Origin of the sequence: Rhodoferax sp. (genome assembly GCF_010365055.1) — a bacterium.
Lineage (GTDB): Bacteria > Pseudomonadota > Gammaproteobacteria > Burkholderiales > Burkholderiaceae_C > Rhodoferax.
In genome coordinates this window covers 14,127-27,308 of the sequence record NZ_JAAFHA010000079.1, presented here as the reverse complement: position 1 = coordinate 27,308, position 13,182 = coordinate 14,127, and the positions used below count along the sequence as shown (strand labels likewise).

The window sequence follows — 13,182 nt, the reverse complement described above, 5'->3', positions numbered from 1 at the left end:
CAGGGGCCTGATTAAAAAATCCCAAAACCAGAAACTTCCAAACAGGGTCAGTTTCAGTGGTCGGGGAAATTACAGAACGAATGTTGCACTACCCAATACTCAGAGCCATTTATTCCAAGTTGGGCACAGGCGAGGCCTGCGCGTTGGTACAAGGGATGCCAGAGTTAAGCGCCTTCGCCCATTGGGTCAGTTCTCTTGTGTTCTCAACTCAAGCAATCAGATCGGTCGTAGGGACTGTTTGCCACTCGATTTATACCAAGGGTCAACTCCTCACACGCCGCGTCGGCTTCTTCTCACGCTCCACGGTGCCTTGATTGTTCGCTGGCGAACAGACAGACGGCCTCAAACCTGTCCAAATGGAACTGCGGCGATTGGCGATGCGCTTTTTGTCGCAGCATCTGAAGACCGTCGTCTACGGATACAAAATTGACAGCAGCTAACGGTCCCGCCCCCAAACCGAAAGGAAACACCATGACGAGCGAGAAAACGGCTCACATCGAGCCCTCCAAACACTCAACCGACGAAGTTGATGAATTTCTGAATATGGTGGAGGACAACGTCGATGACGCTCCAGGCGCTGGTTCGCCGGCCATCATGCCGAACACGAATCTGGATGACGACGGCAAGCCCACTACGGACACACCGAACAATCCAAAAACCTGAACAGTCCGTACCAGGATCGCGGTCAATCGACAACGGCGGCAGTGTACTGCGGCTCCAGCGCCCAAGAAACAAGGCAGCAGTAATGTTGGCCTCCGGTTCAGCACGGCATCCTAATCCGCCGAGGAATCAGCACTGGCCCTTTTCAAAGGGCTGAGGTCATGGCGGCTGTCATTGACTGTTTGAAAGCTCTTGAGGGCGACTGTCCACGTCTAAGACCTCAAATCAAGATCGACTATCCGGCAGGCACATATGGCCGAATGAAATCAAAAATGGCGGCGCTCAAAATCATCCTACTGTTTCTTGCCGCCAAGGGCTAGCCCATGCGCCCAAGGGCACCAGGTCGGCAGATGGTCCGGATTTCCCTGAGGACCATGAAGACCCGGAGCATCTGCGAAGTTGGCACGGCCGCAAGACGCCTGGTTATTTGCAGCCCAAACGTCCTCTGAGGAGAACCTATGCCCAAGAATTCATGGAGCGCCAAACGCAAACGCCAGTACACCCACATCAAGGACAGTCTCATCGAACGTGGCAAAGACGAACCTGTTGCCGAGGAGATTGCCGCGCGCACCGTCAACAAGGAGCGTGCGCAACACGGAGAGTCCACGGTGGCCAGCGCGTCGTCGATCAATGACATGTCGGCTGGGCGCCGTGGCGAGCTGCGATCCCATCTAGGGCCGGGTGGCCGCACGCTGCTGCAGTTGCGCAATGAGGCACGTCAGCGTGGTTTAAAAGGGCGCTCCAAAATGGACAAGGCACAGCTTGAACTGGCCTTGCAGAGATGACCTCAGCCTTGCAGCAGTCCTTGACTCTGGCTCGGGTGCGCGCAGGGAATACCCAACGGACTCTTCATGGTCGCTTGCCCATCGATCTCGGTAAGGACACCGGAACCTTCAGCCTTCAACGCTGCGATGACACGCTCCGCAGAGACTGAAAGGTCGCTGTTGCCGAGAGGGGCGTGAAAGCCGTAGGTGGGGACGACTTGCTGAGTCATGACACCAGATGGTGAGGAATTTTGGTTGCCTGGGATCATGGTTGTCGCGTTCCCAAATTTCAAAATGACGTGCGCGGTAACGTACACCACATGGATCGACTTTGGCGTTGACCCAGAACCGCGTCAAAGCTGATTTGCGTTGCGCGAAGATTTGAACCCCATGCGTTGAGATATGCCACGCAGACTCTTCAGCGCGCTCATGGGGCGGACCACGGACCGTGCGTGGGTTCTCACGCCCGCAGGAACGTCAGCAGCGCATCATTGAATGCTTGCCGGTGCGACACGTTAAGCCCGTGCGGCGCACCGTTCACTGTCACGAGCTTGCTGTGGCGCACGGCGCTGTGGGTGCGCCGCCCCGAGCCTTCGATGGGCACGATCGCGTCGGCATCACCGTGGATCACGAGCGTGGGCACTGTCACCTTTTTCAGGTCATCGCGGAAGTCGGTCGTGCCGAACGAGTCCATACACGCCAACGCCGCATGCTGCGCCGACTCGAGGCACAGGGCGATCGCCTCGTCGCGCTGCGACTCGGTAACCTGCAGCGCACCATTGGCCGAGAAGAAGTCCCTGGTGAACTGGTCGAAGAAGGAACTGCGGTCCTGCTCAAGCGCGTTCCTCATCTGTTGCGCCTTCTCGGGCGTCAGCGGGCCCTCCGGGTTATCGGTCGTCTTCATCAGATATGGAGGCACTGCCGCGGCGAACACCACGCTATGCAGGCGCGATTCGCCAAACCTGGTGATGTAGCGCGCTACTTCGCCCCCGCCCATCGAGAAACCCACCAGCGTCACGTCCTGCAGTCCGCACTGGTCCATGACGCGCTGCAGGTCGTCGGCCAGTGTGTCGTAACCGTAACCTGATTGCGGCTTGTCCGAGCGGCCGAAGCCTCGTCGGTCATAGGCCACCACGCGATAGCCAGCATCGCGCAGCGCTGACACCTGCGGTTCCCATGCCTGCGCAGACAGCGGCCAGCCGTGGATAAGCACCACCGGTCGGCCGACTCCACCGCTGTCGTCAACATGCAGACGCACGGTGTCTAGGGGCGCTGTGTCGCCGTTGCTCGAATCCTCAGGGCTCGCCATCGCGCCAGCGGCAGACCCGCCCAGTGCGCCGGCAACGGCACCCAGCGTGGCTCCCACCACTACCCCCACCGGGCCGGCCACCATGACACCGATGGTGGCACCCGTGGCCGCACCGGCCACCATACCGCCACCCATCAACACCGACTTAGCCTCACGGTCCACTTCCTCGGGTTCCAGCGCCATCTGCGCCGCGAGGTTCGGGTCTTGCGACGGAATGCCGTGGCCGGGTAGGGCCTGCTCGGCAAGGTCTTCGTCGGCAGGGGCGGTCTTGGACGGCGGGGTGGTCATTGGGTTCATGTGCTTCTCCTAGGTGAGTTGACGATGGAACGAACACGAGGCTCGGGCCGTAAGCTGTTGAGCGACGTTAGTCCGCGACAGCGGGCCCGTCTGTGCGGCAGCGTACGGTCACTGATCACTGCGCACAGTTCGTCTTCCAGGTCCACTTCGAGAAGATGACAGCCCAACCCGGTGCGTCCAGCAATTCCACCAATCTCCGCGCCTGCGGCCTCTCCTTGTCCCAATTGGTGACAGCGACACCGGTTTCCCGGGATGCGGCATAGCCCGGTGCAGTCTCAACCACATCGGCGAGCGTCTGGATTGAAAACTGCCCTATGACCTGAGTGCGCTGGCGCACATTGTTCTGCAGTCTCTTCCTCCAGAATGGCAAGTCTATCGCGCGGTACATAGCGTGACAATCCAAGGCAAGGGCATCCCAAAAAATCAGGTCACCCATCGGATATCACCGACAAGACCAGTGACTTGATTTATTGCCCCGCGGTGGAGGGGTCGCAACTTTCCTACAGCGATAGCACATCCTCACTTATTGGAGAAAATGGTTCTTCATCGATTTTGCTGTGATTTTCCATTGGCTCTCGCAAAATTCGGTTTTTCAAATTTACTCAAGACATCATGAAAGACACGACGCTGTACGAACACCTTCTTGGACTGAAGACGCCGTGGTCTGTCAAGACGGTGGACCTTTCTTTGGCGGACCAGCGTGTGGTGGTTGAGGTCGTTCTCAAGAAGGGACAAGTGTGGGCTGACCCCACGGACGCCACCAAGAGAGCCCATGTCAACGGCTGGAGCGAGCGTCAGTGGCGGCACCTGGATACCTGCCAGTTTGAGACCATCATCAAAGCGCGTGTGCCCCAACTCAAGTACAGCGACGGAACGGTCGAAGAACTCACGGTGCCCTGGGCTGAGCGCTACAGCCGTGTCACCACATTGATGACTGGTTTTGTGATCAAGCTGCTCGAAGTTTGCCCGACCACCCAGGGCGTGTGCAATCTCACGCGCCTGTCCTGGAGCACCGTCAACGACATCATGGTCAGCGCTGTGGAGCGAGGCATGCTGCGCCGCAAAGAGGAAAAAATATCGTATCTCGGCATTGACGAGAAGAGTTCTGAGAAAGGCCACCGCTACGCCAGCATCCTGACTGACATCGACCGGTCCCGGGTTCTCGATCTGGTGCCTGAGCGAAAGCTGGTGGCCGCCACCCAGTTGATGGAAACACTCACGCCGGCGCAACGCGCATCGGTCAAGGCGGTGGCCATGGATATGTGGCCGGCGTTTATGAGTGCTACCAAAACGTGCATGCCCCAAGCCGACATCGTGCATGACAAGTTCCACGTCTCCAAGTACCTCGGCGAGGCAGTCGATACGGTGAGAAAGCAGGAGCATCGCAGGCTGTCCCAAGCCGGAACTTCGCCATTGACTGGCAGCAAATGGGCGTGGCTCAAGAAGTATCCCGATGGGCGCAGCGCCGAGGCAATCTCGTTTCGGGCCTTGAACCAGCTCAATCTCAAGACCAGTCGGGCCTGGTGCATCAAGGAAAACTTCACCCAGTTCTGGAGTTACAGCTACAAGGGCGCTGCCAAACGTTTCTTCACTGCGTGGTCCAACAACGCCATGCGTAGTCGCCTGGAGCCAATCAAAAAGGTCGTCAAGATGCTCCGCCGCCACGAGACCGGATTGCTCAACTTCAGCCAACATCACATCAGCAATGCCTGTGCCGAAGGATTCAATAGTGCCATCCAACTCATCAAGGCCAACGCCCGTGGGTTTCGCAACTTCACCAACTACGGGCAAGGATTTTGTTTCACTGCGGAAAGTTGGACTTGAGCCTGGCGTGAGGAAAAAATCACAGTGAAATTAACGAAGAACCGGAGAAAATTATGAATCAGTATCAGATCATCGTTCTTGTCGGCAGCCTTCGCCACGATTCGTTTAACCGAAGATTGGCAGGCGCCATGGCAAAACTCGCGCCATCAGACTTCTCATTCAAGCAGGCACAAATAGATGACCTGCCGCTTTACAACCAAGACGACGATGCCCACCAGGCCGACTCAGTTATTCGTCTGAAATCGGAAATCAGGACGGCGCAGGGATTGTTGTTTGTCACGCCTGAATACAACCGATCCATTCCAGGCGTGCTCAAAAATGCCATTGACCATGCGTCGCGCCCCTACGGGCAAAGTGCATGGTCGTGCAAACCTGCGGGTGTGCTCGGTGTCTCAGTGGGTGCCATTGGCACCGCTCTGGCGCAACAACACCTGCGCAATATTCTGGCCTATCTAGATGTCCCGACGCTTGGGCAGCCGGAGGCATTCATTCAGGCCAAGGATGATTTGTTTCAGCAGGATGGTGGGATTGGGGAGGGCAGCAAAAAATTTCTTCAAGGCTGGATGGATCATTACGTGGCCTGGGTCAAGAAATACACAGTCTGATCCTTACGTGCGCATCGCAGATCCTGCGACAGGAAGCGTAACTGTGACGCGGACTTCCGACAACACGACGCGACCCATGAGCCTGAAGATGGAAGACCTGATGCCGTTGGACACAACAGGCGATTCTGGCGTAGATCAGAACGAGTACCCGGAGTAGATCAAGATGGATATACGCCATGGCAATTGGCGCAAGCTGTTTGCCGATCTATTCGCTTTTGTCAAAGTAACCGCGGCAACGCGCCATCGTTTGCTGACTATTTACGAGGTCAATGAAACCACATGGAAATCTATATTCCCACCGATGCGAATAGCCTAAATAGCGCGGACCAGCTCTACGACATCCCCGCTTTTGGGAACGTCAGTCTTTTGCACTTCACCGATTGTCACGCCCAACTGCTGCCCATTTATTATCGCGAACCCAGCATTAACCTCGGCGTCGGCAGCGCTGAGGGCAAAGTGCCGCATCTGGTCGGTGCTAGCCTGCTGGACAGATTTGGCATCAAGCCGGGCAGTCGGAGGGCCTATGCGTTTACCCACCTCGATTTTTGTGCTGCGGCCCGAGCCTATGGCAAGGTCGGCGGTTTCGCGCATCTCGCAAGTCTGGTCAAGCGTCTGAAGGCAAGTCGTCCCAACGCGTTGCTGCTGGATGGAGGAGACAGTTGGCAGGGCTCGGCCACGGCACTGTGGACGGCGGGACAGGACATGGTGGAGGCTTCGCTCGAGCTGGGTGTCGACGTCATGACTGGGCATTGGGAATTTACCTATGGCGCCGAGCGCGTATTGCATGTCGTGCGCAATGATTTCAAGGACAAGGTCGCCTTCATCGCCCAGAACATCGTGCATGAGGACAATGCCGACCCGGTGTTTGAGAGGTATGTCATTCGTGAACAAAATGGCATTCCGGTTGCCATTGACGGTCAGGCGTTTCCGTACACGCCCAAGGCCAACGGCGCGCAATTCACCCCTGACTGGGAATTTGGTATCGATGAAGCGCGCCTTCAGGCAGTGGTCAATGAGGTGCGCAATAAAGGCGCGCAGGTGGTCGTATTGCTTTCGCACAATGGCATGGACATCGACCTCAAATTGGCTGCGCGTGTTTCCGGGATCGACATGATACTGGGCGGACACACTCACGACGGTGTACCCGTCCCCAGCGTGGTTCAAAATTCCGGCGGGGCAACCATCGTCACCAACGCCGGATCTCACGGGAAATTTCTTGCCACGATCGATTTCGACGTGAAAAATGGTCGCGTTGCCGACTATCGATATCATCTGTTGCCGGTCTTTTCGGAACTGTTGCCAGCCGACCCCGCCATGCAAGCAACCATCGACCGAGTGCGTGCGCCTTACCAAAGTCTTCTTCAGGAACCGATTGCTGAAAGTCAGCAACTACTTTATCGACGCGGCAATTTCAACGGTTCTTGGGACCAACTGATTGTCGAAGCACTGATGCAAGTCAAGGGCGCAGAGATTGCCTTTTCTCCCGGGTTCCGTTGGGGGACCACGCTATTGCCAGGACAAATGATCACCCGCGAAAATTTGATGGAGCAGACGGCAATCACTTATCCCAATACCTCCTTGGCACAGATGACCGGGGCCGAAATCAAACAACACCTGGAAACACTTTGCGACAAAATTTTCAACGACGATCCCTATCAGCATCAGGGAGGTGACATGGTGCGTACCGGCGGACTTGCTTATGCGTGTGAGCCGGCAGCCAAAATAAATTCCCGCATCAGCGATATGACTTTGAACGGGCAGCCGATACACGCCGACAAGTCCTACAAAGTGGCGCGATGGGGTGTAGGCAGCGCGCAGTCGGCGGGCGAGCCGGTATGGGAGGTGGTCGAGCAGTATCTAAAAAGTGCCCCGATTGTTAAAGACCACACCCCCAACGTACCGCGATTGATTGGTTTGGGTTCAAACCCGGGATTCGCCAACGATTAGTCAGATGCCCAAGCAGTAGCGACGGAGAGTGTCCGAACATCATGGTGAGCCGTCTCACCGCTCCCCCCCGCGAAAGAATTGGTCGAGCCTATGGACTTCCGCCCCAATCTCTGTCTTGGGCTTGAGCGCCATCACCACAGGCTGGCGATGTTTTGCTATGTAAAGCTCTCGCCGAGACTCGCCAATCTTGACCGCGAGACCTTCGACATACTGCACATACCGTTTGCTAAGCAATCACCTAAACGATAACGTCGCCTGTGTACGGTTTTGTCCCATAGTAATCATGGATGATCTTCTCCCACGAAGGGTCGGCCATATTGGGCCAACTGTCCTGGTCGAATCCTGGGGCGCTTTCCAAGCGCTCCTTGTCAACGTTGAGTGTGAAGCGTTTGTTCTGCGTATCAAGCTTCAATGCGGTCCATGGCACGGCGAACAGCTTCTCGCCCATTCCAAGGAAGCCACCAAAAGATAACACCGCATAACTGACCCGACCCGTGCGCATATCGAGCATTATTTCTTTGATGTCGCCAAGGTCTTCATTCTTCAGGTTATAGACATCGTTGCCTATCAGCGTATCGGCCCCCATGAGCTCCGGCCCCGGCCCTTGCCGCACAATTACTCCAGACCCTCCGACGAGGTTGCCTTTGTACATGCCATAGGTGTCGCGTTCTTCATAGTTCATGTTAATCTCCAGTAAATAGCTTGTGTCAAATAGTGATCTGAGAAGTGGACCCGATGTCCGATGCTCAGTGCCAAAGATAGACGCATAACGCTCTCTCGTCTGTGCGGCAACACACAGGCAGCCGGAGAGGCTGCCAAATAATCCTACGGGGGTAGCAGCGCCAACATGACCAGTTGCCGGGGCACATCATGCCAACCGCGATGCGGCCGGCGAACGGCCCGGGTCATCAATGGGGAATGGAGAGGGACAGACCCGCTTGCAGCAAGGTGGCAAGGGCTTCTGCGGGAACCGGCCGACCAAAATAGTAGCCTTGCCCCTCGTCGCAATGCAGGGCCACAAGACTGGCGTGCTGCTCGGGTGTTTCCACACCTTCTGCAATGACCCGTTGCCCGAGGCTCTTACCCATGCTGATCACGGCGCTGACGATATTGGCATCATCCGGGTTCCCGTTCATCCGGTTGACGAACGACTGGTCGATCTTCAGCGTATCGATCGGAAACCGACTCAGATAACTGAGGCTGGAATAGCCGGTGCCAAAGTCATCGATCGCGAGCTTGACGCCCAGGTCGGCGATGGCCTGCAGCAAGGATCCGGTCGACTCTGCATTGCGCATGAGGACGCTTTCGGTCAGTTCGAGTTCCAGATAATGCGGCTCTATTTGCGTCTCTTCAAGGATGGCGCGGAGATTCTCCAGAAAATCCTCGGCGCGCAATTCGAGCGCCGAGGTGTTCACCGCCACGGTAATAGGTGGCAAGCCCGCTTGCAGCCAGGTTCGGACCTGACGACAGGCTTCGCGCAGCACCCACCGGCCAATCGGTCGGATCAGGCCACTGTCCTCGGCGATGGGAACGAACTCCACTGGAGACAGCAGTCCGCGCTGCGGATGCTGCCAGCGGATGAGAGCCTCGGCGCCAACAATGGTGCCGCTTTGCAGGTCTACTTTTGGCTGGTAATGCAACACAAATTCCTGCAGCTCCAGTGCCTGACGCAGGCTCGATTCAATCGATTGCCGCTGGACCGCCCGAGTATTCATATCCTGCTCAAAGAATTTGAAATTGTTGCGCCCATTTTGCTTGGCGTAGTACATCGCGGTGTCGGCGCACTTGATCAGGGTTTGTGCATCCTGACCATTGTCGGGGAAAATGCTGATGCCGATGCTCGCGCTGATATGAATATCAATCCGATCAATGAGGTGCGGCGCAGCCAAAGCAGTCAGCATTTTTTGCGCTGACAACGCTGCGTCATCGGCGTGTTCGATATAGGGCAGCAACAGCAAAAATTCATCGCCGCCTTGGCGACTGACGGTGTCCGAGTGACGCACACAATCCACCAGACGTTGTGCCACGGACTGCAGCAACTGGTCACCCACGCCGTGCCCCAGGGAATCGTTGATGTGCTTGAAGCCGTCCAGGTCCATGAACATCACCGCCAGTTGCCTGCGTTGACGGCGCGCGACTTCAATGGCCTGGCTAAGGCGGTCCTGCATCAGCATTCGGTTGGGCAGACTGGTGAGTGCATCGTGATGGGCCAAATGATCGAGTTCAACTTTTGCTGATTCGACTTGTTCGGTCAGTCTGTGTGCTTCCATCGTCGCGATGACCAGATTTGAGTTTGCTTCCCGCAACATCAGCACCTGGTCGTCCGACGTCGCCTGTTCTGACTCTACCGCACGAATGCCCTGCTCGCGTGACGTGACCGCCCCTTCGCGGACATGGGCTTCACCTTCGCGCACCTGCGCCGCTGTCCCGCGCAGATGGGCAGCGTCTTCACGCAAGTCGGCAACACCTTCCCGCATTTGCGCGGCATCTTCTCGTGCCGAGGCCAGATTCTCGCGGCTTAGTACGGCCGCCTCATCGTCAATGACCGCGCTTTCCCTGCGTGCGATATTATTTTCGAGGATGGTTGGCAACTTGTCTTCGTCAGCTTTGTTCATGACCCAAGCTCCCGCATCAACTCGATCCAGAAGCCGACCGTGCTTTGCACGCCGATGGCACCGCCCATCAGTTCGATCAGTTGCTTGGATACGACGAGGCCAATGCCGGTCCCTTCCTCGGTGCCAGCCTCTTGCCCGAGCCGATTGAACGGCTCAAACAGATGCGTCAGTTTTTCCGCAGACAATCCCACACCGCTGTCTCTGACGCTGATGCGCATGCGTTCGGCGCTGCTCGCGGCGCACCTTACTTCCACTGTCCCATGTTCACGGTTGTATTTGATGGCATTGGTCAGCAAATTGATCAGTACCTGCTTGACCCGGGTTGGATCGGCCATGACAAACCAGCTGTTGTCGAATGGGATCAAGGTGACATGGATATTGTGTTTTTTCGCCTTCGATTCGACCATGGCCAGGCATTCGCGAATGACATCGATCAGCAACACCGGCTCTCGCGACACCGGTAGTTTGCCGGATTCAATCACCGCGAGATCAAGAATCTTGTTGACCAGGCTCAGCAGATACCAACCTGCCTGGAGTATCTGTGCGATGTTCGCGTTCTGGGTAGGTGTTAGCGGGGGAGAGCCCGATTCGATCAACTGTGCGAAACCGAGGATCGCGTTGAGCGGCGTGCGCAACTCGTGGCTCATGCTGGAGAGGAACTCTGATTTGGCAAGGTTGGATTTTTCCGCCAAGGATTTGGCGCTCTCCAGCTGAACCTGAGCCGCTTCAAGTCGTTCGGCCAGTTGTTGCGCTTCAAGGGTGGCAACGACCAGGCGTGAATTCGCTTGCTGCAGCATCAGCACATATTCGTCAGACGCAGCCTGTAATTCTTCTGCGGCCTGAATCTCGCGCTCGCGCAAGTCAGCGGCTTTTTCGCGTAATTGCACGGCAATTTCCCGCGCGCTGAACCACTGCTCGCCGCTTAATGCCGCGGCTGCCTCGTCGAGGCCCGCGCTTTTCCCACGCGTGATATCTATTTCACCAACGGATGACAAGCGATCCTTGTGCTCGCTTGATCTGTGCGGCTGCCCTGGGTCAACAGTTTGAGGCGCGCTGACATGCTCAGTTCGGTTCATTACCGACCGCCCTTATTTGATCCATTTGGCGCCGGAGTGACGCTGGGGTTGCCGGTCGTGATGCCGGTCATTTCCGACAAGATCTCGCCGATGATGATGCCGTCCTGCGTAATGTCAAACAACCGAATGTCCTTGCTGTGCGCACTGCCGCGGACTTTGATGACCGACATGGCGCGCTTGAATTGGCCTTCGATTTCGATATAGCGTTGCACGGCAATCGCATCCGCGAGAAAAGCACTCCCATAGGGGCTGAAGCGCAAGTCGGTGTAGCGGTCTTCCAGTTCGGAGGTCATCAAGATGGTCACGCCCATGCTCGTGAGCTCGGCAATCATCCGGTACAGCGTGCCACGGAAGTCTTCGCTGAACTCGGGTGCCAGTGCCAGCTCAAAGCCCGACAGGGAGTCAATGACGACGCGCTTGGCTTTCATTCGATTGATCATCTCGATCAAATTATGCAAGGTCTCATCAATGGATAAATCCAGCGAGCGCGTGTCGATGACCCCAACTTGCCCCGCCTCGACCAACCAATACAGTTTGGGATTGCCAAGCAGTTGACTCGGGCTTTTCTCAAACGCGGCAATCACACCGGGCTCGCCCCGACGGACACCTTCGGCGAGATACTCCGTCGACAAGACGGTCTTGCCGGAGCCAGAGGGCCCGACCACCAGCATTGAATAGCCAGCAGGCAGGCCACCGCCCAACATCTCGTCCAGGCCTGGGACGCCCATCGGTACCCGGGCCGCTTGAATGGATGTCTTGCTGGTTGACGCAGCCCATGTGCCATCTTTGACAATCGCGCGCGGAAACACCCGAATGCCATCCTGGTCGATACGAAACGTGTGCAAACCAGGCACCTGCGCTTGACCGCGCATTTTGACCACCTGAATCTTGCGCACCATGGAGTTGCGCTGCATGTTTTGTGCAAGCCACACAATACCGTCCGCGACCGTAAAAACCGGGCTTGATTCTGCTTCAGGCAACAAATACTCCCCCATCAAGAAGGTGGTTGCTTGCCAACTTGTCATCTGCATGCCGAGCTGCTGCACGAAACGCTGCAGCTCCGAGCCGCTCTGTTCCAATTTTTTCCCGGCCTGGACGACGGACCGAAACGAATCAACAAAAACGAGACTGGGCGAAAAATCTTTCACCTCTTGGGCAATGCGTGACATGACGCGGTCAAAATCGCCCTCCAGCAGATCGCTTGAGAGGTTGACGAAGCGGATCGATGTACTGATTTTGTCAAAATCAAAAAACGAAAACTGCTGTTGATAACGCAGCATCTTCAAGGCGGGCTCCCCCAGCACCGTGAAAAACAAGGCCCGATTAGTCGGGCTTGCCAGCGAAAACATGATCTGGTGCGCCAGCGTTGTCTTGCCGCTCCCCGGCGTGCCCGCAATCAGGTTGAACGAGAATTCTGGCAGGCCCCCGCCCAGCAAGTTGTCCAAGCCCGGGACGCCAGTTTGAAGGCGACGTATCTTCACTTTAGGCATTCTTTACTTCCTTGTCGGCTGTGTCTTGCGGGGCAATGTCCCATGCCGAATTCAAAATACGGGTTGTCAAGCGCTCGCCAATCATCGAGGCCAGAATGTTGGTGAACGTGATCAGCAGCAGACAGTTTGCCTCTCCAGCAAGCGTCGGCGGCTGTTCTTGAAGGCTTTTTTCCAGTTCGGCAAAGCGGTGATCGGTCTGGGGGGGGCCTGAACCGGCTGCCAGCCACGAGTAGGTCGACTGGCTCAGGAACACACTCCTGGCGTACAGGGAATCGAAACCACCGGCCCCGATGATCAAAATGAGTTGGGCCGCCATCTGCGTCCACAAGTCGACCGCGGCATCCGTGCCCATTTCGTGACGCTGTGTCGTCAGGCCTTTTATGAGCTGGTGCCGCAGCAGATCACTGGTTTGCATAGAAAGATGAGTAATCGGTGAAGTTTCTGAACCCTTCGGTGGACTGTCGAGCCGAACTTGAGCGTTTGACTGCTCAGGCGAAACATATCGTTTGGGTCTGACCTTCGCTGGCTCCGCACCGACGGAAAAAGGCAGGTGGAGCGATGGTTTCTCCATCATTCCCCCACTTCCGGCGGATTG

At 56.6% G+C, this 13,182-nt stretch carries 13 protein-coding genes and 1 pseudogene; 6 read left to right on the top strand and 8 right to left on the bottom strand.

Annotation, left to right across the window (positions count from 1 at the left end; translation table 11 throughout):
* Positions 1–471 precede the first annotated feature (471 nt).
* The 3 genes from GZ093_RS15695 to GZ093_RS15685 all read left to right on the top strand — a co-directional run bounded on the left by GZ093_RS15695 (position 472) and on the right by GZ093_RS15685 (position 1,445).
* Positions 472–663, top strand: coding sequence for a hypothetical protein (locus GZ093_RS15695; RefSeq protein WP_296487574.1), 192 nt, complete (start codon positions 472–474; stop codon positions 661–663).
* Between the two features lie 158 nt (positions 664–821).
* A complete protein-coding gene (locus GZ093_RS15690; protein WP_296487570.1) occupies positions 822–980 on the top strand; it encodes a hypothetical protein in 159 nt (52 codons plus the stop codon).
* Between the two features lie 138 nt (positions 981–1,118).
* Positions 1,119–1,445 (top strand): plasmid stabilization protein, encoded by a 327-nt coding sequence (locus GZ093_RS15685; protein ID WP_296487567.1) that lies wholly within the window; start codon positions 1,119–1,121, stop codon positions 1,443–1,445.
* A 2-nt stretch (positions 1,446–1,447) separates the two neighbouring features.
* Here the strand turns inward: GZ093_RS15685 and GZ093_RS15680 are convergent, their stop codons facing one another.
* The 3 genes from GZ093_RS15680 to GZ093_RS15670 form a co-directional block, all read right to left on the bottom strand.
* On the bottom strand, positions 1,448–1,654 hold the full coding sequence (locus tag GZ093_RS15680) for a hypothetical protein (protein ID WP_296487564.1): 207 nt from the start codon (positions 1,652–1,654) through the stop codon (positions 1,448–1,450).
* Between the two features lie 230 nt (positions 1,655–1,884).
* Positions 1,885–3,030 carry an alpha/beta hydrolase gene (locus GZ093_RS15675; protein WP_296487562.1) on the bottom strand — a complete coding sequence of 382 codons (1,146 nt, stop codon included), beginning with the start codon at positions 3,028–3,030 and terminating at the stop codon, positions 1,885–1,887.
* Positions 3,031–3,145: 115 nt separating this feature from the next.
* Entirely contained in the window at positions 3,146–3,466 is a 321-nt protein-coding gene (locus GZ093_RS15670) for a hypothetical protein (protein ID WP_296487560.1), read from the bottom strand.
* 176 nt (positions 3,467–3,642) lie between these two features.
* Here GZ093_RS15670 and GZ093_RS15665 point away from each other — a divergent pair.
* The 3 genes and pseudogenes from GZ093_RS15665 to soxB all read left to right on the top strand — a co-directional run bounded on the left by GZ093_RS15665 (position 3,643) and on the right by soxB (position 7,406).
* Positions 3,643–4,865: pseudogene (locus GZ093_RS15665) on the top strand (ISL3 family transposase).
* Positions 4,866–4,907: 42 nt separating this feature from the next.
* Positions 4,908–5,459 (top strand): NAD(P)H-dependent oxidoreductase, encoded by a 552-nt coding sequence (locus GZ093_RS15660; protein WP_296487558.1) that lies wholly within the window; start codon positions 4,908–4,910, stop codon positions 5,457–5,459.
* A 279-nt stretch (positions 5,460–5,738) separates the two neighbouring features.
* On the top strand, positions 5,739–7,406 hold the full coding sequence (gene soxB / locus GZ093_RS15655; RefSeq protein ID WP_296487555.1) for a thiosulfohydrolase SoxB: 1,668 nt from the start codon (positions 5,739–5,741) through the stop codon (positions 7,404–7,406).
* 238 nt (positions 7,407–7,644) lie between these two features.
* On the opposite strand, the gene GZ093_RS15650 is transcribed toward soxB, so the two are convergent.
* From GZ093_RS15650 to GZ093_RS15630, 5 genes are all read right to left on the bottom strand, one after another.
* Positions 7,645–8,088: a PRC-barrel domain-containing protein gene (locus tag GZ093_RS15650; RefSeq protein ID WP_296487554.1), complete on the bottom strand. Its 444-nt coding sequence runs from the start codon at positions 8,086–8,088 to the stop codon at positions 7,645–7,647.
* Between the two features lie 226 nt (positions 8,089–8,314).
* Complete coding sequence (locus GZ093_RS15645; RefSeq protein WP_296487551.1) at positions 8,315–10,021, bottom strand: EAL domain-containing protein; 1,707 nt, start codon at positions 10,019–10,021, stop codon at positions 8,315–8,317.
* Positions 10,018–11,016 carry an ATP-binding protein gene (locus tag GZ093_RS15640; protein WP_363260914.1) on the bottom strand — a complete coding sequence of 333 codons (999 nt, stop codon included), beginning with the start codon at positions 11,014–11,016 and terminating at the stop codon, positions 10,018–10,020. The genes GZ093_RS15645 and GZ093_RS15640 overlap by 4 nt, the downstream gene beginning before the upstream one ends.
* Before the next feature lie 80 nt (positions 11,017–11,096).
* Positions 11,097–12,587: an ATPase domain-containing protein gene (locus tag GZ093_RS15635; protein ID WP_296487549.1), complete on the bottom strand. Its 1,491-nt coding sequence runs from the start codon at positions 12,585–12,587 to the stop codon at positions 11,097–11,099.
* Positions 12,580–13,161 carry a hypothetical protein gene (locus GZ093_RS15630; protein ID WP_296487547.1) on the bottom strand — a complete coding sequence of 194 codons (582 nt, stop codon included), beginning with the start codon at positions 13,159–13,161 and terminating at the stop codon, positions 12,580–12,582. Before GZ093_RS15630 ends, GZ093_RS15635 begins: the two co-directional genes overlap by 8 nt.
* Between the last annotated feature and the right edge of the window lie 21 nt (positions 13,162–13,182).